Origin of the sequence: Paenibacillus artemisiicola (assembly GCF_017652985.1) — a bacterium.
GTDB lineage: Bacteria > Bacillota > Bacilli > Paenibacillales > Paenibacillaceae > Paenibacillus_Z > Paenibacillus_Z artemisiicola.
This window is the reverse complement of sequence record NZ_JAGGDJ010000008.1, coordinates 118,899-140,544: the sequence shown is the minus strand read 5'-3', so window position 1 is coordinate 140,544 and position 21,646 is coordinate 118,899. Positions and strand designations below refer to the sequence as shown.

Genomic DNA, 21,646 nt, shown 5'->3' with positions numbered 1-21,646 from the left:
ATCGGCCCTAGTCCCCGCAAGGGATCCGGGCCCTCCGCTAACGGGCGATCGCCGCGCGGATCTCTTCCGCCTGCCGGGCGAATTCCGCGTCGCTCAGCACCGCTTGCCCGCGGAGGCCTTCCGGAATATCCTCCAGGCCGACCCAGGACTTGCAGCCCGTATACGCGTCCCGCATCGGCAGCGTCACGGGCCGCTCCAGCCGGTACACGCGCAGGAGCAGCAGATGAAGCGGCTGCTTCCTTTTCCATTTTAGACGCTCTTCGGTAAATGTATCCGTCCAGATATGATAATTCGCCAAACGGTCCACCGTCTCCTGATCGAAGATTTCGATGTCGTCCGCGGCCTCGGCGTAAGCGGCGATCTCCACCGTCGGCGATCCCGGCGTCCAGCCGTCCAGCGCCGCCTTCAGGTCGTCCCGGTACGCTTCCTTCAGCAGCTCCGGCCTCTGGTGTTCGTAGGCGGGAAGCAGGAAGAACCGCGTCGATTTCAACCGGAAATCCCGCGTCTCCTCCGCGATGCCGCCTTTGCGGAGCACCATGATCTGCTTGCCTTCGGCAAGCGCCTTGACCGCGACCGCCCATTCCTTGAGCGCTACGTACGGCTCCGGTCCGATTGCATTGACTGCCGTCAGTTCCGCCGCCGCGTGCCCGGCAGCCGCATTCTCCATCGCGGCGTTCTCCGCCGCGCCTCCCGTTAGGCTGTTCATCTGCTCGATTCACCCTCGTTTCGGTCTGTTTAGAATCATTATAACAAAGGCGGGTATTCCAACGCGAAAAAAATTTCGCTATACTATATATATTTGGGGTCCGAACGTCGACGCGACGGGACTTCTCTCCCACTCTAACGATCCGGAGGTGGACAGTTCATGTCTGCTTATCATCCTTTAAACGAAACCGAAGCGATTGAAATCGCCAGCAAGCTGGACGGCGTCTTCGAGCCGGGCGCGCAGCTGGCTTGCCGCGAAATCGGGGACGGCAACCTGAATCTCGTCTTTCACATCGCAGATCCCGCCGCGGGACGCAGCATCATCCTGAAGCAGGCGCTGCCTTACGCCAAGGTCGTCGGCGAGTCGTGGCCGCTCACGCTCGACCGCGCGCGCATCGAGAGCGAAGCGCTCATCCTGGAAGGCAAGCTGGCGCCGGGCCTCGTGCCGGCGGTGTACCTGTACGACGCGGAGCTCGCGCTGACGGTCATGGAAGACCTGAGCGACCACGTCATCATGCGCCAGGGCTTGATGAAAGGCATCCGCTATCCCCTCTTCGCCGGCCATATCTCGACGTTCCTGGCGCGGACGCTGTTCTTCACGAGCGACCTCGGGCACAACCAGCAGGACAAGAAGCTGCTCGCCCGCAGCTTCACCAATCCCGAGCTGTGCAAAATCACGGAAGACCTGATCTTCGACGATCCGTACCGCGACGCCGACACCAACAGCTTCGATGAAGCCATCCGCGACGAAGCGCAGGCGCTCTGGAGCGACGGGGAGCTGCATCTGGAGGTCGCCCTGCTCCGCGAGAAGTTTTTGACGCACGCGCAGGCGCTGCTCCACGGCGACCTGCACACGGGCAGCATCTTCATCACGCCGGAATCGACGAAGGTCATCGACCCCGAGTTCGCGTACTACGGCCCGATGGGCTTCGATATCGGCGCGGTGCTGGCGAATCTGCTGCTGAACTACGCTTCCCGCGAAGGCTGGGACAAGTCCGACGCGGAGCGCGAGCGGTACCGCGACTACCTGCTCGAGACCGTCGCGGACATCTGGACCCAGTTCGAGGAGAAATTCCTCGCGCTCTGGAACGAGCACGGCGTCGACCGGCTGGCGAACGCCGCGCCGGGCTACAAGGAAGCCTACATGCGCCGCCTGCTGCAGGATACGGTCGGCTTCGCCGGCTGCAAGATGGTGCGCCGCGTCGTCGGCTTGGCGCACGTCGCCGACATCGACAAGCTCGAGGACGCGTCGGCGCGCGAGCGCGCCCAGCGGCTCGCCCTGCGCATCGGCAAATCGCTGATCAAGCTGAACCGCGGCGCCGCTTCCATCCATCAGGTGATTGCCGCCGTTCAATCGGCTTCGTCGGCGGCGAAGGCATAAGGAAAGGATGAACGACATGACCGAATCCACGACTTACCAAGGCTTGCAATCCGTCATCTGGTCCGGATCGCGGCTCGATCTGCTCGACCAGCGGCTGCTGCCCGAAGAAATCGTTTATTTGCCGCTCGTCTCCAAAGAAGACGTCTGGGAGGCGATCCGGCACCTGAAGGTCCGCGGCGCGCCGGCGATCGGCATCGCCGCCGCGTACGGCGTCGTGCTCGGCAGCCGCGAAACCGAAGGTGACAAGCCCGCCTGGCTCCAGGCGGTGCGCGACGCGGCCGCTTACCTCGCGACGTCGCGCCCGACGGCCGTCAACCTGTTCTGGGCGCTCGACCGCATGAAGGCGCGCGCCGAAGCGCTCGCCGCGTCGGACGCCGATCTCGCGTCCGGCAAGGAGGCGCTCCTGCAGGAAGCGATCGCCATCCAGAGCGAGGACGAAGCGACGAACCGCCTCATCGGCGAGCACGCGCTGACGCTGTTCGCGGACGGCATGGGCGTTCTGACCCACTGCAACGCCGGCGGCCTCGCGACGGCGAAATACGGCACGGCGCTCGCGCCGTTCTATCTCGCGCAGGAGCAGGGCATCGCGCTTCGCGTCTTCGCGGACGAGACGCGCCCGGTGCTGCAGGGCGCGCGGCTGACCGCGTTCGAGCTGCAGCAGGCCGGCGTCGACGTGACGCTGATCTGCGACAACATGGCCGGCATGGTCATGAGCAAGGGCTGGGTCGACGCCGTCATCGTCGGCACGGACCGCGTCGCGGCCAACGGCGACGTCGCCAACAAGATCGGCACGTACAGCGTGGCCGTGCTCGCCAAGGCGCACAACATTCCGTTCTACGTCGCCTGCCCGCTGTCGACGATCGATCTGAACACGCCGTCCGGCGACCAAATTCCGATCGAAGAACGCAGCGCGGAAGAGATTACGGAAGGATTCGGCAAGCGCACGGCGCCGGTAGGCGTGAAAGTGTTCAATCCCGCGTTCGACGTTACGCCGCACGAGTACGTAACCGCGATCATCACCGAGAAAGGCATCGTTCGCCCGCCGTTCGACGTCAATCTCAAGAAGCTGTTCGACAACGTCTGATTCGCACGAACGCAAGAAAGGCAGCCCGGCACGATGAATCATCGTACCGGGCTGCCTTATTTCATGCGTCCGCGTCCGTCGTCGCGGTGATCTATACCATCAAGAGCAGGGCGTCCGCCCCTTTCATCCCGACCGTAATGCCGAGCGATTCCGCTTTCCCCGTTACCGATTCGAGCGGCGCTTCCATCAATTCCTCCAGCGTCCTGACGCCGACCGCACGGCCGGCGATAATGCCCCGATCCTTCAACCGGTCGTTCAGCAGCGCGACGTCGAGCGCGCCGCACATGATATAGCCTTTATCCGTCGTCACGGCGAGCAGCGTCGTCTTCGGCAGAAGCACTTCGACGCCGAGCGCCGTGCTGCCGTCCGCAAGCGGAATAGGAACCATTCGCATCATCCGAGCCACCTCCTCCCGCGATGCACCAGCATTTCCTTCTTGAATCGCTTCTTCACTATATGCGGGTCCGGGGTTCGGAGTGTTGGCGATTTGCACGGTCGCCGCGCCTTCGATCGAAGCCGATCCGCTTCGCAATTAGGACTACATAACCCGGGTCTTTAGTGGTATGATGGGGTTACTATCGAACTAAGCGGAGATTGGTCCCATGAATCCAATGAATCCTACGAATCAACGCGCCGAACGGCCGAACGCGCATCTGTTCAACGTCGATCTGCTTGTCGAAAGCGAGTCCGCCGCCAAGGCGCTGGAACGGCTGCTGCGCCTGCTGAACGAGGCCGGCTTCGCCGACTACCGGATCAATTCCGGCGCGGAGCTGGGCCGCCTGATCGCGGCCTTGGAAGCCCTGGCCGAGCCTAAGCCCATTCCCGTCCCGGCCGAATCCGGCACGCGGCCGCCGGAGCCCTCGCCGATCGGATCGCCCGTCATGCGGCGGATCGCGGACAGCATCGCGAGCAACGCGCTGATCCGAATTAGCGTCAACAAGGGCGCGGGCACGAAGCTGAACATGCCGTGCCGGGTCATCAAGCTGGACGAGGCCGCGCAGTCGCTGACGGTGTACCATGTGGACGAGAAGCAGGTCTACACGTTCGGCCTGAACGAGATCGACGAGATGAATTGACGCACACGCCAAAAGAGCCGCGACGCCTGGGATAGGCGGCGCGGCTCTTTTGGCGATCGTTATCCGTTCTTGGCTATTCGTCCTGCTCGTCGGAGCAGGCGATGCGTTGCCGCAAATGAGGCCAGGCCGTCCCGTACGCTTACTCGCTGCCCTTCGCTCTCCAGATGGAATACGCGGCGAGTCCCCACGCGGCGATGAACGCCAGGCCGCCGAACGGCGTAATGATGCCGAGCCACTTCACGTCCGACAGGCTGAGCGCGTAAAGACTGCCCGAGAAGAGGAAGATGCCGAGGTGCATCAGCCGCGCGGCCCAGCGGATCGCGTTGTTGCTTCGGCCGATCCGGTCCGCGGCCAGGGCGAGGAGCAGCAGGCCGATGGCGTGAAACATATGGTAACGGACGCCCGTTTCGAAGACGTTCAGCATTTCCTCCGACAATTTCGCCTTCAGCCCGTGCGCCCCGAAGGCGCCCAGCGCGACGGCGAGCAGGGCGTGAATCGCCCCGTAAGCCCCGTATTTGTTAAACATCTACGCGTATCCGCCCTTTCTCTTTCCAAGGTTTGTAAAATAAGATAAAATGTAAGATAAAATGTACGATATCGAACGACGCGGAGGAGAGATCCCCTTGAATGACTATCACGCAGATCACGGCCAATCGCCCTATGGGTACCCGCCCGATCCGGACGAGGGCGCGCCGAAGAAAACCCAATCCAAGCTGGGCATCGCTTCGTTCGTCATCGGGCTGCTCAGCCTAATCCTCTTCGCCGTGGCCATCGTCATGACGACAACCTTTATTATGGACCAGTTCGGGAACGAGAGCAACTACAATCAGCTGCGCGCCGACCTGGAGACCCGGTTCAGCGACGTGAACGCCGTCATGCCCGTTCTCGTGGCGGGCCTGCTCATGCTCGTCTCCTTCGCCGGCAGCCTCGTCGGCCTGATCCTCGGCATCGTCGGCGCCTGCTCCAAAAACAAAACCAAGACGTTCCCGATCATCGGCATCATCGTCAGCGCGCTGCTGCCGGTCGGCTTCGTCGGCTTGATCGTGCTCGGGCTCGCCCTGGGCGGAACCGCTTCGTAACCCGCGAAACGGTTTGCCGGGAGACCGCGTCCTTCATGGACCGCGGTCTTTTTCGCGCTGCCATCCGGCGCCGCGGGACAATCGGGCGCTTCCCCTTGGGCATTTTGCTTCACATATCGCGCGGCGTCCTGAATACAATGAATAACAACAAGCATTTGGTCATGGAGGTGTCTACGCATGGCAGAGGACAACGGAACGCTGTATACCGTGTCGCGTGAGGACTGGTCGCTGCACCGGAAGGGACATCAAGATCAAGCCAGACACCAACAAAAGGTACGCGAAGCGATCAAACAAAACTTGCCCGACCTGGTCTCCGAGGAAAACATCATCATGTCGGACGGCAAGCATGTCATCAAAGTGCCCATCCGCAGTCTCGACGAATTCCGGTTCGTCTATAATTTCAACAAAAACAAGCACGTCGGCCAAGGCGACGGCGACAGCCAAGTCGGCGACGTGCTCGGCGTCGATCCCGCTTCCGCGCAAAAGGGCGGCAAAGGCGAAAACGCCGGCGACCAGCCCGGCGAGGACATCGTCGAAGCGGAAATCAGCCTCGCGGAGCTCGAGACGATGCTTTTCGAGGAGCTGGAGCTGCCCTTCCTGAAGCAGAAGGACCGCGACCAGCTGGAAACGAAGGAAATCCGGTTCAACGACATCCGCAAGAAAGGCATCATGTCCAACATCGACAAGAAGCGGACCATCCTCGAAAACCTGAAGCGCAACGCGACAAGCGGCGCGCCGGGCATCCACGGCATCTCGCCGGACGATCTGCGCTACAAGACGTGGGAAGAAATCGTGAAGCCGCAGTCCAACGCCGTCATTCTGGCGATGATGGATACGAGCGGCAGCATGGGCAGCTTCGAGAAATACGTCGCGCGCAGCTTCTTCTTCTGGATGACGCGCTTCCTCCGGCATCAATACGAGCACGTGGAGATCGTCTTCATCGCGCATCATACCGAGGCGAAGGAAGTGACGGAGGAGGAATTCTTCACCCGCGGCGAAAGCGGCGGCACGATCTGCTCTTCCGCTTACATTAAAGCGCTCGACATTATCGACAGCCGGTATCCGCCTTCGAAATACAACATCTACCCCTTCCACTTCTCCGACGGCGACAACCTGACGAGCGACAACGAGCGCTGCGTCAAGCTGATCGGCGAGCTGCTGAAGCGCGCCAACCTGTTCGGCTACGGCGAAGTGAACCAGTACAACCGCTCCAGCACGCTCATGTCGGCTTACAAGCACATCAATCTGCCGAACTTCATGCATTACGTCATCAAGGAAAAAGGCGAAGTGTACAACGCGCTGAAATCGTTCTTCCGCAAACGCGAGGTCGCCGTCTGAGCCGTTCGAAAGCCTATATTCGAATGCATCATAAAAGAAGCCTCCCGCCCCGGATTCGTCCGGCGGCTCGGGAGGCTTCTTCGCGTTTACAGGGATGCGGAGCGTCCGCGGACCCGCAGCGTTCCGCGGTTATACGCCAGAAACGCCGTCAGCCCGAGCAGGCCGCAGACGCCGGCGCCGACGAGCAGGTAGGACAGCGGCACCGAGTCCGCCAAGTAGGTGCTGAGCAGCGGGCCGGCCGTGCCCCGGAAGCCGAACAGCATGAAATGGAGCCCGACGACGATGGCCTCGCGCCCCGGGGCGAGCCGGAACATATAAGCGAGGAAGCCGATGTCCCAGATAGCGTCGCCCAGGCCCTGGATGCCGCTGCCGAGCAGCACGGCGCCGTAATTGCCGAGCAGCGCGTAGCAGAACGGCACGGTGCTGAACGCCGCGAGGCCGAACGCGACCGTATGCTTCGCGGACAGCTTGTCGATGACGCGGCCGGTGACGAAGTAGGCGGACAGCAGGCAGACGTAGTAGACGGCGCGCGCGATCCCGATCTGCGTGTTGGACAGCTCGAGCCGGTCCACCTGCATGATGTTGTACAGCGGCACGGCCAATATATTGCCGAAGCCGGTGAAGGTGCAGGCAAGGAAGAACACCGCGATCTCGCGGTTCTGCTTGACGAGCTGCAGCTGCTCGCGGAAGTTGAACCGCTTCGCGCCGAGCAGCTTCGGCGGCGCGGCCTTCCGCGCCTTGACGCGCGCGAAGACGAGGATCGACGCCACGCCGGTCGCGGCGGCGAACAGCAGCGGGCCGGACGGGCCGGCGGCGTCGGTCCACCGGCCGATGAGGAACGCCACGGGAATCATGAGGCCGCCCATGAGGACGCGCGTGTTGCCCATCAGCCGGCCGCGGGTTTCGGGCGGATACATCCGGATGACGAGCGCCGCGTAGCCGGGCGATTGGATGCCCATCAGCATTTGGAACAGCAGCGCGGCCCCCACGTACGCAAGCGGCACGCCGAAGAACGCCGGCAGCACGATGAGCGCCCGCGCGATCAAGTTCGGGATGACGACGAACGGCTTCGGGTCCGACCGCTCGATGAACGCCGCCCAGAGCGGCGAGAAGAGCAGCCCGACGGCCGGGGCGGCCGATATAATGCCGACCTGCAGGTTGGACGCCCCCTGCTGGATCGCCATCGGAAGATAGAATTGATTGAAGACGACGTTGAAAAAGCTGAATAATACGGAAGCGCCCGCATCGATGCGGAAATTGTGCCAGGCTCTCGGTCCGAGGCCCAGCTTGAAGGATTCCAATCTGGCTTTGAGTGCGGTCGTCACGGGTCGGCTATCCTCTCGGGGGTCATGGTTTAGCTCCAGTATACCATGGGAACGGCGCCAGGATTTCGCCGATTTGCCATTTTGACAAACCGTTGGCAAAGGGAGCATAATGAACGTTATGGGATTTGCAGTACGCGTGTTGAAAGGAAGGATATTTTCATGCCCGCATGGTCATTCAGGCGGATTTTTCAGCTTCGTCCGTTCGTCTTCTTTACGCTCATTCTAGTGCTTAAAAGCATGCTCGCTTACTTCGTCATTTTCGACGGCGGACCGTCATGGACGCTGCTGATGACCGAAATGCCGTTCTTCTGGCTGCTGTTCTGCCTGATCGAATGGTTCGCCTCCAAGCGCAAGCTCGTCTATTACGTGACCGTCAACTTGCTTGTAACCGCCATCTTTTTCGCCGTCATTATGTATTACAAGTATTTCGGCATCATCGTGACGTACCACGCGCTGGAGCAGATCAACCAGGTCACCGCCGTCAAGAGCAGCGTCTTCTCGCTTCTCGCGCCTTACTATTTGTTCATCTTTCTCGATATCGTCGTGTTCGTCGCCCTGCTGGCGCGGCGCAAACGGCTCGTCGACTGGAAGCGGATGAGCCAGCTGCCGCTCAACAAGGCCGTCGTATCGGCCCTCTTCATCGTCTCGCTCGCGCTGTGCCTGTTCAACATCCTGCCGAACCGCGCCAGCATGAACGAAATCGTGAAGGCCGAAGACATGGGCATTCTCAATTACGAGGTGTACACGCTGTTCTCCGACCCGAAGCAGCCGACGATTCCGATGAGCGAGATCACGCAGGCCGCGATCGACCAAGAGAAGGGCATCACGGAACCGGCCGAGCCGAAGTACCATGGTGCCGCCAAAGGCAAGAACCTGATCATCGTGCAAATGGAAGCGTTCCAAAATTTTCTGATCGGCCTCAAAATCGGCGGACAGGAAGTGACGCCGAACATGAACAAGCTGGCGAAGGAGCATATCTACTTCTCGAACTTCTACCAGCAGGTCGGCCAGGGCAACACGTCCGACGCCGAGTTCGTCGTCAACACGTCCTTCTACACGCCGCCGGCCGGCGCCGCGTCCGTCGTCTATACGAACCACGCGCTGCCGAGCCTGCCGAAGCTGCTGCAGGCGAACGGCTACCAGACGGCCACGTTCCATACGAACTACGTGGAGTTCTGGAACCGCAGCGACCTGTACAAGGCGCTCGGCTTCGAGAAGTATTACGACCAAAACTGGTTCGGCCACGACGATACGGTCTTCTTCGGCCCTTCCGACGAGGTGCTCTATAAGAAGACGGCCGAGCAGCTGGACGCGATGCAGAAGAACGGTCCGTTCTACTCGCAGCTGATCACGATGTCGTCCCACCATCCGTTTTCCATCCCGCCGCGGAAGTACAAGATCACGCTGCCTCCGGAATACGAGGGGACGTTCGTCGGCGATTACATCCGCGCCCAGAACTACGCCGACTACGCGCTCGGCCTGTTCATCGACGATTTGAAGAAGCGCGGCATTTGGGACAACAGCGTGTTCGTCATCTACGGCGACCACCTCGGTCTCCCGATCTATTCGCTTAACAACGACGAGAAGAAGCTGATGAAGGACATTTACGGGCGCGATTACGCGAACTCGGACATGATCAACATCCCGCTCATCATCTCGTCGCCGGGCGTTACGACGCCGATGGAGCTGAAGGAAACCGGCGGCCAGTCGGATATCATGCCGACCGTCGCCAACCTGCTCGGCATCTCGCTGCAGGACCATATTCACTTCGGCCAAGACTTGCTGAATCAGCCGTCCAACCTGCTGCCGGAGCGGTATTACCTGCCGACGGGCTCGCTCATCACGAACACCCAGATGTTCATCCCCGGCACGACGTTCAAGGACGGCACGAACCATCCGCTGCACGGCAACGCCGCGGCGGCCGTCCCGACCGCGGAGGACCAGTATACGCGGTCGCTCAAGCTGCTGCAGCTTTCCGACAGCTACGTCACGCAGCTCCCGCCGGTCGGTCCGTGACCGACGGCTAATCCGGAAATCCACGAAACCAAGACACCCCCCGCCGGATTCGGCGGGGGGTGTTCGTTTGGCTTAAACCTCGCAGAGCCGGTACCGCTTCTCGCAGAACGCGCCCTGCCCTGCTTGCTGAACGCGATCTCGCCGCCCATGACGCGATTGAGGCTGACGACGACCATGTGATCGCGCGGACTACAATTTTAGCGGAACCGCGGCGGCGGGACATATCGTTTCCCCCCTTCCCATACATATAGCTATGAAACACAATTCGCGTTGCGAGGGGGAAGCGAACGTGCATCAGGACGAGATCAAAGCGCTCGAACGAGCCATTGACGAAATCACCGAAATCGCGCAAGGATTCGGTCTTGACTTCTATCCGATGCGGTATGAAATCTGTCCGGCGGACATTATTTATACGTTCGGCGCCTACGGCATGCCGACGCGCTTCAGTCATTGGAGCTTCGGCAAGACGTTCAATAAGATGAAGATGCAGTACGACCTCGGCCTCAGCAAAATTTACGAGCTCGTCATCAACTCCAACCCGTGCTACGCGTTCCTGCTCGACGGCAACTCGCTCATCCAGAACAAGCTCATCGTCGCGCACGTGCTGGCCCACTGCGACTTCTTCAAGAACAACGCCCGCTTCAGCATGACGAACCGCAACATGGTCGAGAGCATGTCCGCGACCGCGGAGCGCGTCAGCCAGTACGAGATGGAATACGGCACCGAAGAGGTCGAGAAATTCATCGACGCGGTGCTCGCCATCCAGGAGCATGTCGATTCCACCATCATCCGGCCGTACAAGCTGGACAAAGCCCAATACATCGAGCTGCTGAACAAGGAGAACCAGAACGTGAAGCCGCAGCGGCAATCCCAATACGACGACCTGTGGGGGCTTGACGAAGAAGAGAAGGAAGCGGCCGCCGCCGAGGCGAAGACGAACGCGGAGACGAAGAAATTCCCGCCGCGGCCGGAGAAGGACCTGATCTGGTTCATCGAGGAATATTCCCCGAACCTGCAGGACTGGCAGCGCGACGTCATGTCGATGCTGCGCGACGAGATGCTGTACTTCTGGCCGCAAATCGAAACGAAAATCATGAACGAAGGCTGGGCGTCGTACTGGCATCAGCGGATCATCCGGGAGCTGGACCTGACGAGCGAGGAGACGATCGAATTCGCCCATCTGAACTCGTCGGTCGTGCAGCCGTCCCGGCATTCGCTGAACCCCTACTACCTCGGCCTGAAAATTTTCGAGGACATCGAGAAGCGCTGGGACAACCCGACGCAGGAAGAACGGGACCGGATGGGCCGCAAGCCGGGCTTGGGCCGGGAAAAGATGTTCGAGGTCCGCGAATTCGACTCCGACATCTCCTTCCTCCGCAATTACTTGACGAAGCAGCTCGTGAACGACCTGGATCTGTACGTGTTCGAGAAGAAAGGCGCGGAGTGGAAAATCACCGACAAGGCATGGGAGTCCGTCCGCGACCAGCTCGTGACCTCGCGGGTGAACGGCGGCTTCCCGAGCATCGTCGTCACGGACGGCGACTTCAACCGCGTCGGCGAGCTGTACCTGTTCCACCGGTACGAAGGCGTGGAGCTGGACCTCAAGTACGTCGAGAAGACGCTGCCCTACGTCGTCCACCTGTGGGGCAAATCGGTTCATCTGGAAACGATCGTGGAGGATAAACGGATCGTGTTCAGCTGCGACGGGAAGAAGACGAGCCGGAAGTTTATTTGATCGGTTGCGCGGCGAGGCCGCCAGTTACGAAAAACGCCCGTCCCGGACTATCCGGGACGGGCGTTTTCGCGCTGCGCGCAGGCGCTGGCGGCTTCCTCCCCCTCCCCGTCGCGCTAACTGCCCCAAACCAAAAAAACGCCCGCCTCGGCCTCCGCCGAACCGGACGTTTATTCAACCTGTCTGCCTTCGGCATGCCCGAAGCCCGGGCACCGCCGCCGCTTACTCATCGGCCCGCTTCACGTCGACCGTCACTTCCAGCACGGCTTCGCTCGTGCCCATATAGACGCCTTTGACGGGAACGATGTCCTTGTAATCCCTGCCGTGGCCCAGCTTGACGTAACGCTCGCCGACCAGCGCGTCGTTCGTCGGGTCGAAGCCGCACCAGCCGAGACCCGGCACGTACGCCTCGACCCACGCGTGGGACGCCTGCTCGAAGTCCGCGCTTCCGCCCTGCAGGTCGCCGACGAAATGATAGCCGCTGACGTAGCGCGCCGGCACGCCCTTCGACCGGCACGCCGCGATCATCAGATGGGCGAAGTCCTGGCACACCCCGCGCCGCCGCCGCAGCATGTCGCCCGCGATCGTATGGACGTTCGTCGCGTCCGGATCGTAGACGAATTCGCTGCGGATCTTGTTCGAGAGGGCGAGCAGCCAGCTGTACACGCCGAGCCGTTCCGCGCCGTCGCCGCTGTCCGGCTGCCGCCGGATCGTCGCGTCCGCGAAGGCGGCCACCTCGGGCGTGACGTCCGTGTACGCGGTGGGCAGCAGGAACTCGGCGAAGCGGTTGGCCGCCTTCTCGCCCGCGAGCCATTGCCACGCGTCCTTCGGTGGCAGGCCGTCCTTGCCGAGCTGCGGCTTGAAGGCTTCCCGCGTAACGACCGTCATCGTCGAGCGGATCGTCAGCTTCCGGTGCTGGCGGTTGACCGAGAACGCGTGCACGCGGTTGCCGAAATAATCGTCGTAGCTGAACAGCGGCGCGTTCGGTTCGACGGAGATCGCGTGCTGATAGCAGGACTGCTGCTCGTTCGTGAACGGCGTCAGCCGCACTTCATTGACACTGTCCGCGACCGCGTCCTTGTACGTGTACTGCGTCGTATGCGAGATATGCAGCTTCATGCGGTGGCCTCCCCGACGCGAAAAAAGGTGTGGGCGAACGCGGTGCCCAGCTGCCCCGCGGCCTGAAGCAAACGCCCGGTCACGGCGCCTTCGCGGTCGAGCCCCAGGTCCTCCCGCTCCAGGCAGGCGAGCTCCGCCTTCAGCTTCGCCACCTGGCGGACGATCCGGTCGTGCGCGGCGCGCAGCTGCTTCTCCTGCAGCTCGATGCCGCGCAGATTCTCGTCCAGCGCGTCGAGCGAGAACTGCACGGAGCGCGGGAACGCTTCGTTCAGTACGAGGAACTCGATGATCGCGTCCGCCGACACCCCGTCCGCGTAATGACGCCGGAACGGCTGGTAGCCGCTCACGGAGCGGAGCACCGCCTGCAGGTACGGGTACAGCTCGCAGCCGTCCCCCGCTTCCGCCGCCGAGGCGCTTGCCGCGATGGCGGATTGAATGATCCGCAGCGTGTTTTCGGTCCGCTCCAGATACCGGCCGCATTCAATGAAATGCCATTCGTTCTCGCGCGGCATGACGGACTGGGTCACCCCGCAGAACAACGCCGTCCATTCCTTGATCCGCCCGAAAAACTGATGCGGCGATTCCCTTGCCGGGTCCCCGGCCTGCTTCTCGCGCAGCCACAGGTAGAACCCGTTCGCCACGTCCCACAGCTCGCTCGGCAGCTTCTCCCGCAGCGTCCGGACGTTGTCCCGGGCGTGGTTGACGCACGTCACCAGCGAATTCGCGTGATCGCGGTCCAGCGTGACGTAGCGCACGACGTCCTGCTCGTTGTAGGCGCCGCCGTACTGCTGCTCGTAAGCCGCGCGGCTGCCCAGCGCATCGACGATCCGCCCCCACTTGCACAGCGCCGGGGGCACGCCGTCGGCCCCGTCACGCGGAACGGACGGCGCGTCTTCGTCCTGCAGGTGAAAATGGACATCGATCAGCCGGGCGTGATTCTCCGCGCGCTCCATGTACCGGCCGATCCAAAACAAAGCTTCCGCGTTACGGTTGAGCATTCGTTCATCCCTCCTTCTTCATCCTTAGCGGCTCAGCACCCAGGTATCCTTCACGCCGCCGCCCTGCGAGGAGTTGACGACGAGCGAGCCTTCCTGCAGCGCGACGCGGGTCAGCCCGCCGGGAATGACGTGCGTCTCCGAGCCGTCGGCCAGCACGAACACGCGCAGGTCGATATGCCGCGGCTGCATCGCGCCGCCGATCATGACCGGAGCCCGCGACAGCCGCATCGTCGTCTGGGCGATGTAGCGGCCCGGATCGCGGCGAATGGCGTCCGCGAACGCGTCGATGTCCTTGCGCGTCGCGGCCGGCCCGATCAGCATGCCGTACCCGCCGGAGAGCGACGTCTCCTTCACGACGAGCTGGTCCAGATGCGCGAGCGCGTAGTCGCGGTCCTCCGGCCGGGAAAGAACGTACGTCGGCACGTTGTGCAGGATCGGTTCTTCGTGCAAATAATAGCGAATCATTTCCGGAACGTACGCATAGATTGCTTTATCGTCCGCCACGCCGGTGCCCGGCGCGTTCGCGATGGCGACGTTGCCGGCGCGGTAGGCGTTCATGAGCCCCGGCACGCCGAGCAGCGAGTCCGACTGGAAGGCCAGCGGATCCAAATAATCGTCGTCGAGGCGGCGGTAGATGACGTCGACCTGGCGCAAGCCGCCGAGGCCGCGCAGATAGATGTTGTGGTCCCGGTATACCAAATCCCGGCCCTCCACCAGATGGATGCCCATCTGCTGCGCGAGGAAGGCATGCTCGAAGTAAGCGGAGTTGTATGCTCCCGGGGTCAGGAGCACGATCAGCGGATCGCGTTTCCCGGACGGAGCCAGGCTGCGGAGCGAACGGAGGAACACGTTCAGGCTCCGTTCGATGTCCGCCACGGCGCTGGACAGGTACAAGTCGGAGAACAGCTCGCTCATGAGGCTCCGTCCCTTGTACAGGTAGGAGAAGCCCGACGGCGTCCGGAGATTGTCCTCCAGCACGTAATACCGGCCCTGCTCGTCGCGGATCAAGTCGATGCCCGATGCCGTCATGTAGACCTGCCGCGGCACCTCGAGACCGGCCATCTCCGGCCGGAAATACTTGTTCCCGACGATCATCCCCCGCGGGATAATTCCGTCGCGCACGATCGCCTGCCCGTGATAGACGTCGCGCAGGAACGCGTTCAGCGCCGACACGCGCTGCTTCATCCCCCGCTCGATGTGTTCCCATTCGTGTCTCGGGATGATGCGCGGGATATAGTCGAACGGGATGGTCCGCTCGAGCGGCTCGCGCTGGTTCTGGGCGTAAAGCGTAAAGGTGATGCCTTCCTCCAGCATCCGCTGCTGTATCGCGGCATGCCGGGCTGCGAGCTCCGGCGGCTTCATGCGGGCGAACGTTCGATGGACGCCTTCGTAGTGGGGGCGCACGGTCAGGTCCCGTTCGAACATCTCGTCGTAAAACGATTGTGGATCGTAAGCGTGGAATTGCGATTGCATCGCCATCGACATGATTTCCGCCTCCAAAGCCGTCAGTTGTCCGATTCTATCGAATGATGTCAGGTATTTCGGTTTTGAGAATGATATCGCCGGATATCCTTCGTTTTCGGTACTTAAATCATATCCAATCCCGAATTATATGTCAACTTATATAACATAATATTCACATTCACGCCGCTCCGCACACCTCGTAGCCGCTCCGGTATTCGCGCGCGGTCAGATGCTTGACCTTGGACGCGTTCGTCCCCGATACCGTCGCGTACAGCGCCTCCCCCTCGCCGCCCTGCGGCTGGCCGAAAAACACCTTTCTCAGCTCCGGATCGTACCGCTCCGCCGCCTCCACGTTGGCGATCACGTTGCGATCGAGCCGCGCGAACCCGTACAGGCCGAACATCCGGTCAAGCTCCTCCATCGTCTGGGCGTAACGGTATACGGTTCCGTCGCTCATGGTGAACGCGGGCCCGTTCGGCGTCGGCGCGATCAAGCGAATGTCCTCGACGGCGATCCAGCGAGGCGCGCCTTCCTCGTTTTGCAGCAGCAGCTTCATTCCCCCACACCCCTTTGCTATAATAGGAACACGCGTTCTTGTTCCGTATTCCTATTTTAGCATAGCCGGGCCGGCATTTTCACCTTCCTGGCCCGGATAGCACAAAACCGCAGCATGCTGCAACGCATGCTGCGGTTTCCGATTCCGTGTCCGTGCAAGTCGGTGAATTAACGGTTGAGCAGGCTGCCCACGTACCGGAGGAGCTCGTTCGCGCAAACCGGACAGTAGCCATGCTCGTCGATCAGCCGCTTCGTCACCTCGTTGATCCGTTTCAGCTGCTTCTCGTCCGGCGTCTTGGTCGACGTCGTAATTTTGACGATGTCCTTCAAGTCCGTGAACAGCTTCTTCTCGATCGCTTCCCGCAGCCGTTCGTGGCTGAAGTAGTCGAACTTCTTGCCCTTGCGGGAGTACGACGAGATGCGGATCAGAATCTCTTCGCGGAACGCCTTCTTCGCGTTCTCGGATACGCCGATTTGCTCCTCGATGGACCGCATGAGGCGCTCATCCGGATCCATTTCCTCGCCCGTCAGCGGATCCTTGATTTTCGTCCAGTTGCAGTACGACTCGATGTTGTCGAGGTAGTTCTCGAACAGCGTCCGCGCCGACTCTTCGAAGGAATATACGAATGCCTTCTGCACTTCCTTCTTCGCCAAGCCGTCGTATTCTTTGCGCGCGACCGAGATGAAGTTCAGGTACCGTTCGCGTTCTTCCTTCGTGATGGACGGGTGCTGGTCCAGACCGTCCTTGAGGGCGCGCAGCACGTCGAGCGCGTTGATGCACGAGAGGTCTTGCTTGATGAGGGCGCTCGAAATCCGGTTGATGACGTAGCGCGGGTCGATGCCCGACATGCCCTCTTCGATATATTCGCTCTGCATCTCCTTGAGGTCGGCTTCCTTGTAGCCCTCTACTTCCTCGCCGTCGTACATGCGCATCTTCTTGACGAGGTCCATGCCCTGCTTCTTCGTTTCTTTGAGCCGGGTCAGGATCGAGAAGATCGCGGCCGACCGCAAGGAATGCGGCGCGATATGGATATGCTTCATGTCGCTCTGGCCGATCAGTTTATTGTAGATTTTCTCTTCTTCGGACACTTTGAGATTGTACGGGATCGGCATGACGATCATCCGCGACTGGAGCGCCTCGTTCTTCTTGTTGGCAATGAACGATTTGTACTCCGTTTCGTTCGTGTGCGCGACGATGAGTTCATCCGCCGAGATCAGCGCGAAGCGGCCCGCCTTGAAATTGCCCTCCTGCGTCAGGGAGAGCAGGTTCCACAGAAACTTCTCGTCGCACTTCAGCATCTCCTGGAATTCCATCAGGCCGCGGTTCGCCTTGTTCAGCTCGCCGTCGAACCGGTAGGCCCGCGGGTCCGATTCGGAGCCGAACTCCGTGATGGTCGAGAAGTCGATGCTGCCGGTCAGGTCGGCGATATCCTGCGATTTCGGATCGGAGGGGCTGAACGTGCCGATGCCGACGCGGTTTTCTTCGGAGATAAGCACGCGTTCGACCTGGACGTTCTCGATTTCGCCGCCGAATTCCGTCTTGAGCCGCATCTGGCAGGACGGGCACAAGTTGCCCTCGATGCGGACGCCAAGCTCGCGCTCCGCCTCCGGGCGAAGCTCGTTCGGAATGAGATGCAGCGGTTCTTCGTGCATCGGGCAGCCCTTAATGGCATAGACGGCGCCTTTTGGAGTACGCGAGAACTGCTCGAGTCCCCGTTTGAGCATCGTGACGATGGTGGATTTGCCCCCGCTGACGGGTCCCATGAGCAGCAAAATCCGTTTGCGCACATCCAACCGGCGAGCCGATGAATGGAAATATTCCTCTACCAGTTTCTCGACGGCACGATCCAAGCCGAATATTTCTTGTTCGAAAAACTTGTATTTCTTGTGCGAACCGTCGTCCACCACCCCAAACGACTCAATCATTTCATAGACACGAGCATGCGCAGTCATGGCCGGAGTTGGATCCTGCTTCAGCAACTCGATGTAATCCTTGAAAGAGCCTTGCCAAGCCAGCTTCTCACTTTCCGCCTTGTACTCCGAAATTCGTTTCAAAATATCCATGCCGTACCTCCTCTCGTGCATCCCGGTGTTTCTGAGTGCCTGTGTCATGCGGGTCGCGGGGGTCTTTGAGGGTCCCACCTTCTAAAGCTGCCCGGCATTTTTTATTGAAGTAATACAATCCTATGCGCTTTCTTAAGGGAAGTTGCCCAATAATTTAAACAAGTTTTCTACAAAATCCGTCGCGAAAGCGGGCTGCTTTTACAAAAACGCCACATGCCAAGCGGCGGCGAACAAGCGTCGATTCGCGGGTGGCCGAGCCGAAAACCCAGACGGCGCCGGGTATTTCCAAGCCGGGGGCGCCCCTGTCGAACGCCGGGCCGATTCGACCGGATCCTCCATCGTCGGCCGCAAAAAATGAATGACACTCCGTGTCACGCCGTTAAGATAGCTGAGGGACGCGTCCAAATATGATATAATCGCCAAAGAATCTCCGCGCGAAAGGGGGAACGGGCCTTGGCCGTCAAACACGAAACGGAGCTGTACCGGCCGATCAAGGCGTTCTTCGAGGCGCAGGGCTATGAAGTGAAGAGCGAAGTCATGCACTGCGATCTGGTCGCCATCCATCCCGATTCGGGAGATACCGTTTTGGTTGAAATGAAGAAGACGTTCAATCTCGCGCTGCTGCTGCAGGGCATCGAGCGGTTAAGGCTGAACGGCAGCGTGATCCTGGCCGTGGAGCGCAACCGCAAGAAGGCCGGCGCCCATAACCAGCGCTTCGGCGACTTGACGGAGCTGTGCCGGATGCTCGGCATCGGCTTCATGACCGTCACGTTCTACAAGACGAAGCCGCCGGTCATCGAGATGCTCTGCCAGCCGGGCGATCCTCCGGTGCGCGGGCAGCGGCGGGCGCGCCAAGCGCGGCTGCTGAACGAATTCCGCGAACGCAGCGGCGATTACAATACGGGCGGCAGCAACAACCGCAAACTTGTAACCGCTTATCGCGAGAAGGCGCTGCGCATCGCCTGGGCCATCAGCCGGCACGGCATGCTGTCGCCGCGCGAGGCGGCCGTCCTCGCGGACGTCGCGCGGGCCGGGCCGTTCCTGCAGAAGGACTACTACGGGTGGTTTCAGCGCGTGGAACGCGGTTTGTACCGGCTGAAGCCCGAGGGCGAAACGGCCGTCAAGCAAAACGGAGCCATCCTGGACGACTGGCAGCGGAAGCGCGCTGGCGGACAACCGGCGGTAAACGAACTCATCTATAAAGGAGAGCATGGATCATGAGCGAACAGCACTCGGTCAAAATCATCGGCAGCGTCAACGATTTCGACGCGTTCCCCGCGCACGTGAAAGTGGACAACGAACCGCATTATATCGTGGAAGCGCCGCGCAAGGACGGCGAGCCGCAGCGTTATAATTTGATCTCCGCCATCTGCCCGCATGCCGGCGGCATGGTCCGTCCTCATCTGAACGAGCTCGTCTGTCCGCTCCATTACTGGTGCTTCGATCTGGCCACCGGGGAAGCGACCAACATTCCCGGCGAGCAGCTCGCCTGCACGCCGCTCGAGATCGAAGACGGGCAGTTCGTCGTCAAGGCTTGATCCTCGATCGCGCGGCCTTATTAATGTAGAAAGAGCGGCGTCCGCCGGTGCGGATGCCGCTCTTTCGTTCGTGCGCCAATGGAAACGCAACCTAAACTACCTATAGACCGCTACGAGCGGGCGAGAAACGCGTCCATCGTCTCGGCCAAGCGCGCGAACCCTTCGTCCAGACGGTCGCCTGCCGCGCCGGCGACGCTGAGACGCAGCCGGTTGCGCGGCGGATCCGCGGCATAGAACGGCGCGCCGGGATCGAAGGCGACGCCGTTTGCCTTGGCGGCGCGAAGCAGCGCGTCGGCATCGAGCCCTTCCGGCAGCGTCAGCCACAGGAACGGGCCGCCCTTCGGCAGCGTCCACGACGCGCCGCTCCAGTGCCGCTCGCGCAGCAGCGCGTCCAGCCGATACATCCGTTCGCTATAGGACACACTAAGCTGACGCAATAGCTCGTCGAGCTTGCCGCCGTCCAGCAAGCGAAGCAGCATCGCCTCGGCGGATCCGCCGGCGTCCGGCTCCTCCGCGGCAGGCGTCCGCGGGAGCGCCGCAAGCCGCGCGCGGATGCCGGGATCGGCCGCCGCCCAGCCGACCGGCAGCTCCGGGCCGAGCGCGGCCGCGAACGTGCCGGCGTAGATGACGCCGCCATCCGCGGTCTTGGCGCTCATCGCGTACAAACTCGCCTCGCGCTCAGCCTCGCCGCTGCGCCATTGCCCGTACGCGTCGTCCTCCAGCAGGACCATGCCGCAGCGGCGGCCAAGGTCAAGCATCGCCTCGCGCCGCGCCGCGCTCCATACCCGGCCGGCCGGATTGCCGAGCGCGGGCATGACGTGCGCGAGCTTCGGCCGATGCGCTTCGGCGAGCCGCTCCGCGTATTCGGGCCGCATCCCGTCCTCGTCGCATGGCACCTGCACGACGACGGCTCCGGCGGACCGAAACGCCTGCAAGCAATTCGGCGGCGCCGGCGATTCGACCAGCACCGCGTCGCCCGGCCGCAGCAGCCCGCGCGCGATCCAGGCGATGACGGGCTCTCCCTGCGGCGCGAGCGCGAGCTCGCCGGCCTCGACCGGCAGTCCTCTGCCGGCCAGCCGCACGGCCAGCAGCTCGCGCAGCCGTTCCGTGCTTGGATGCGTCGCCCGATTTCCATCCGCGTCGGCGCCGTCCGCGCGTCCGCGCGCCGTTTCGACCGCCTGCCGCACCGCCGGAATGCCATCCTCGGGCCAGTCGCCCGCGAACGAAATCCGTTCCTCCTTGCGCCGCTCGCTCGCCTGCGCCGGCGCTAGGTCCGTCAACAGGTCCGCAAGCGGCGGGACGCTGCGGCGCGCCCCGTTCCGCGACTGCTTGTTTGCCATTATGCCGTCCCTCCCATCCCTCTTGCTGTAGTTTACGCAGGACGGCGGGCGGACGCCACAGGTTTGATCGCCGGCGCGGCCGTCCGGCAGCGGATCGCATCTTAGCATCGCTCGGATTCCGGTTCCTTATGCCGGCCGAAAGGTTCGGCTGTAACAACTTGTTCACATCTTGGAGCGTTTTCTTTTTGGGCCTCGTTGGGTATAATGAGGGGAGTATTTGCGAAGTTTGGAGCCATATCCACGGCATCTTAGGGGGTAAGCGAAATGACAGTGAATTTCCTGATCGTCATTACCGTCTCCGTCTTGTTCTTGCTCGCCATGTTGACGGCGTCCTACAACGACGACAAGACCAAAGGCATGTAATTGCAGCGACCTGCAACGCAACATAAAAAGAAGCTTTCGCGCTGTCCTCGGCAGCCGTCGAAAGCTTCTTTTTATTTCCCTCTTGCCTCATCCCGGGCCTACCGCCGCAGCTGCGCCATCTCCGACATGCATTTGCCGCACAGGTACCGTTCCTTGAACTCCCGCACGTCGTCCAGCACGCCGCAGAACACGCAGCGCGGGCGATAGCGCTCCAAGATGATATGATCCCCTTGAACCAAGATCTCCACAGGATCCCCTTCGTTCATCTGATATCTCTTTCGAAGGGATTTGGGCAGCACGATTCGCCCGAGTTGATCCACTTTCCGCACAACGCCAGCCGGTTTCACCATTACACATCTCCTGTAGTCGCATATTGTCAGCTATCATGTGATGATAGTTTCAGCATCGTACTAAGGTTCGATAGTAACCTGGCTAATCCTGCAATGTTTTATATTTGCTTAATATTCTG

At 61.4% G+C, this 21,646-nt stretch carries 20 protein-coding genes; 9 read left to right on the top strand and 11 right to left on the bottom strand.

Annotated features, from left to right (window positions below; genetic code table 11):
- Window positions 1–37: 37 nt before the first annotated feature.
- Window positions 38–706 (bottom strand): DUF1802 family protein, encoded by a 669-nt coding sequence (locus I8J29_RS13805; protein WP_240546167.1) that lies wholly within the window; start codon window positions 704–706, stop codon window positions 38–40.
- A 159-nt stretch (window positions 707–865) separates the two neighbouring features.
- Here I8J29_RS13805 and mtnK point away from each other — a divergent pair, with 159 nt between their 5' ends.
- Window positions 866–2,086 (top strand): S-methyl-5-thioribose kinase, encoded by a 1,221-nt coding sequence (gene mtnK / locus I8J29_RS13800; protein WP_208848149.1) that lies wholly within the window; start codon window positions 866–868, stop codon window positions 2,084–2,086.
- Between the two features lie 16 nt (window positions 2,087–2,102).
- Window positions 2,103–3,170 (top strand): S-methyl-5-thioribose-1-phosphate isomerase, encoded by a 1,068-nt coding sequence (mtnA, locus tag I8J29_RS13795; RefSeq protein ID WP_208848148.1) that lies wholly within the window; start codon window positions 2,103–2,105, stop codon window positions 3,168–3,170.
- Between the two features lie 91 nt (window positions 3,171–3,261).
- Here the strand turns inward: mtnA and I8J29_RS13790 are convergent, their stop codons facing one another.
- Complete coding sequence (locus I8J29_RS13790) at window positions 3,262–3,567, bottom strand: YunC family protein (RefSeq protein ID WP_090640838.1); 306 nt, start codon at window positions 3,565–3,567, stop codon at window positions 3,262–3,264.
- 205 nt (window positions 3,568–3,772) lie between these two features.
- Here I8J29_RS13790 and I8J29_RS13785 point away from each other — a divergent pair, with 205 nt between their 5' ends.
- Window positions 3,773–4,246: a hypothetical protein gene (locus I8J29_RS13785; RefSeq protein WP_208848147.1), complete on the top strand. Its 474-nt coding sequence runs from the start codon at window positions 3,773–3,775 to the stop codon at window positions 4,244–4,246.
- Between the two features lie 139 nt (window positions 4,247–4,385).
- Here I8J29_RS13785 and I8J29_RS13780 read toward each other — a convergent pair whose 3' ends face one another.
- Complete coding sequence (locus I8J29_RS13780; protein ID WP_090640835.1) at window positions 4,386–4,772, bottom strand: DUF423 domain-containing protein; 387 nt, start codon at window positions 4,770–4,772, stop codon at window positions 4,386–4,388.
- Window positions 4,773–4,869: 97 nt separating this feature from the next.
- Between I8J29_RS13780 and I8J29_RS13775 the strand changes: the two genes are divergently transcribed.
- Complete coding sequence (locus I8J29_RS13775; RefSeq protein ID WP_208848146.1) at window positions 4,870–5,325, top strand: hypothetical protein; 456 nt, start codon at window positions 4,870–4,872, stop codon at window positions 5,323–5,325.
- Window positions 5,326–5,502: 177 nt separating this feature from the next.
- Complete coding sequence (yhbH, locus tag I8J29_RS13770) at window positions 5,503–6,663, top strand: sporulation protein YhbH (RefSeq protein ID WP_208848145.1); 1,161 nt, start codon at window positions 5,503–5,505, stop codon at window positions 6,661–6,663.
- An 86-nt stretch (window positions 6,664–6,749) separates the two neighbouring features.
- Here yhbH and I8J29_RS13765 read toward each other — a convergent pair whose 3' ends face one another.
- Window positions 6,750–7,988 (bottom strand): MFS transporter, encoded by a 1,239-nt coding sequence (locus I8J29_RS13765; RefSeq protein ID WP_338113153.1) that lies wholly within the window; start codon window positions 7,986–7,988, stop codon window positions 6,750–6,752.
- Between the two features lie 159 nt (window positions 7,989–8,147).
- Between I8J29_RS13765 and I8J29_RS13760 the strand changes: the two genes are divergently transcribed.
- Window positions 8,148–10,004 carry an LTA synthase family protein gene (locus I8J29_RS13760; protein ID WP_208848143.1) on the top strand — a complete coding sequence of 619 codons (1,857 nt, stop codon included), beginning with the start codon at window positions 8,148–8,150 and terminating at the stop codon, window positions 10,002–10,004.
- 289 nt (window positions 10,005–10,293) lie between these two features.
- The gene (locus I8J29_RS13755) at window positions 10,294–11,739 is read left to right on the top strand and encodes a SpoVR family protein (protein ID WP_338113152.1); all 1,446 of its coding nucleotides are present in this window, start codon (window positions 10,294–10,296) and stop codon (window positions 11,737–11,739) included.
- A gap of 219 nt (window positions 11,740–11,958) precedes the next feature.
- On the opposite strand, the gene I8J29_RS13750 is transcribed toward I8J29_RS13755, so the two are convergent.
- The 5 genes from I8J29_RS13750 to I8J29_RS13730 all read right to left on the bottom strand — a co-directional run bounded on the left by I8J29_RS13750 (window position 11,959) and on the right by I8J29_RS13730 (window position 17,936).
- Window positions 11,959–12,855 (bottom strand): transglutaminase family protein, encoded by an 897-nt coding sequence (locus I8J29_RS13750; RefSeq protein WP_208848141.1) that lies wholly within the window; start codon window positions 12,853–12,855, stop codon window positions 11,959–11,961.
- A complete protein-coding gene (locus I8J29_RS13745; protein WP_090640825.1) occupies window positions 12,852–13,853 on the bottom strand; it encodes an alpha-E domain-containing protein in 1,002 nt (333 codons plus the stop codon). Before I8J29_RS13745 ends, I8J29_RS13750 begins: the two co-directional genes overlap by 4 nt.
- A gap of 24 nt (window positions 13,854–13,877) precedes the next feature.
- Complete coding sequence (locus tag I8J29_RS13740) at window positions 13,878–15,338, bottom strand: circularly permuted type 2 ATP-grasp protein (RefSeq protein ID WP_208848140.1); 1,461 nt, start codon at window positions 15,336–15,338, stop codon at window positions 13,878–13,880.
- A 157-nt stretch (window positions 15,339–15,495) separates the two neighbouring features.
- On the bottom strand, window positions 15,496–15,873 hold the full coding sequence (locus I8J29_RS13735; RefSeq protein WP_208848139.1) for a hypothetical protein: 378 nt from the start codon (window positions 15,871–15,873) through the stop codon (window positions 15,496–15,498).
- 167 nt (window positions 15,874–16,040) lie between these two features.
- Window positions 16,041–17,936 carry a PrkA family serine protein kinase gene (locus tag I8J29_RS13730; RefSeq protein WP_208848138.1) on the bottom strand — a complete coding sequence of 632 codons (1,896 nt, stop codon included), beginning with the start codon at window positions 17,934–17,936 and terminating at the stop codon, window positions 16,041–16,043.
- Window positions 17,937–18,389: 453 nt separating this feature from the next.
- Between I8J29_RS13730 and I8J29_RS13725 the strand changes: the two genes are divergently transcribed.
- A complete protein-coding gene (locus I8J29_RS13725) occupies window positions 18,390–19,157 on the top strand; it encodes a DUF2161 family putative PD-(D/E)XK-type phosphodiesterase (RefSeq protein WP_208848137.1) in 768 nt (255 codons plus the stop codon).
- Entirely contained in the window at window positions 19,154–19,474 is a 321-nt protein-coding gene (locus I8J29_RS13720; protein ID WP_208848136.1) for a Rieske (2Fe-2S) protein, read from the top strand. The genes I8J29_RS13725 and I8J29_RS13720 overlap by 4 nt, the downstream gene beginning before the upstream one ends.
- A gap of 110 nt (window positions 19,475–19,584) precedes the next feature.
- Here the strand turns inward: I8J29_RS13720 and I8J29_RS13715 are convergent, their stop codons facing one another.
- Both I8J29_RS13715 and I8J29_RS13710 read right to left on the bottom strand, forming a co-directional pair.
- Entirely contained in the window at window positions 19,585–20,814 is a 1,230-nt protein-coding gene (locus I8J29_RS13715; protein WP_208848135.1) for an aminotransferase-like domain-containing protein, read from the bottom strand.
- A 461-nt stretch (window positions 20,815–21,275) separates the two neighbouring features.
- Window positions 21,276–21,524: an AbrB/MazE/SpoVT family DNA-binding domain-containing protein gene (locus I8J29_RS13710; protein ID WP_090641027.1), complete on the bottom strand. Its 249-nt coding sequence runs from the start codon at window positions 21,522–21,524 to the stop codon at window positions 21,276–21,278.
- Window positions 21,525–21,646 lie beyond the last annotated feature (122 nt).

What these genes read in the sequence shown, in the direction of transcription:
- I8J29_RS13760 (WP_208848143.1), top strand. Translation starts at nt 8,148, where the DNA reads ATGCCCGCATGGTCATTCAGGCGGATTTTTCAGCTTCGTCCGTTCGTC.
- I8J29_RS13720 (WP_208848136.1), top strand. Translation starts at nt 19,154, where the DNA reads ATGAGCGAACAGCACTCGGTCAAAATCATCGGCAGCGTCAACGATTTC.
- I8J29_RS13735 (WP_208848139.1), bottom strand. Translation starts at nt 15,873, where the DNA reads ATGAAGCTGCTGCTGCAAAACGAGGAAGGCGCGCCTCGCTGGATCGCC.
- I8J29_RS13785 (WP_208848147.1), top strand. Translation starts at nt 3,773, where the DNA reads ATGAATCCAATGAATCCTACGAATCAACGCGCCGAACGGCCGAACGCG.
- I8J29_RS13780 (WP_090640835.1), bottom strand. Translation starts at nt 4,772, where the DNA reads ATGTTTAACAAATACGGGGCTTACGGGGCGATTCACGCCCTGCTCGCC.
- I8J29_RS13745 (WP_090640825.1), bottom strand. Translation starts at nt 13,853, where the DNA reads ATGCTCAACCGTAACGCGGAAGCTTTGTTTTGGATCGGCCGGTACATG.
- mtnA (WP_208848148.1), top strand. Translation starts at nt 2,103, where the DNA reads ATGACCGAATCCACGACTTACCAAGGCTTGCAATCCGTCATCTGGTCC.
- I8J29_RS13730 (WP_208848138.1), bottom strand. Translation starts at nt 17,936, where the DNA reads ATGGATATTTTGAAACGAATTTCGGAGTACAAGGCGGAAAGTGAGAAG.
- mtnK (WP_208848149.1), top strand. Translation starts at nt 866, where the DNA reads ATGTCTGCTTATCATCCTTTAAACGAAACCGAAGCGATTGAAATCGCC.
- yhbH (WP_208848145.1), top strand. Translation starts at nt 5,503, where the DNA reads ATGGCAGAGGACAACGGAACGCTGTATACCGTGTCGCGTGAGGACTGG.
- I8J29_RS13750 (WP_208848141.1), bottom strand. Translation starts at nt 12,855, where the DNA reads ATGAAGCTGCATATCTCGCATACGACGCAGTACACGTACAAGGACGCG.
- I8J29_RS13805 (WP_240546167.1), bottom strand. Translation starts at nt 706, where the DNA reads ATGAACAGCCTAACGGGAGGCGCGGCGGAGAACGCCGCGATGGAGAAT.
- I8J29_RS13790 (WP_090640838.1), bottom strand. Translation starts at nt 3,567, where the DNA reads ATGATGCGAATGGTTCCTATTCCGCTTGCGGACGGCAGCACGGCGCTC.
- I8J29_RS13715 (WP_208848135.1), bottom strand. Translation starts at nt 20,814, where the DNA reads ATGGCAAACAAGCAGTCGCGGAACGGGGCGCGCCGCAGCGTCCCGCCG.
- I8J29_RS13740 (WP_208848140.1), bottom strand. Translation starts at nt 15,338, where the DNA reads ATGTCGATGGCGATGCAATCGCAATTCCACGCTTACGATCCACAATCG.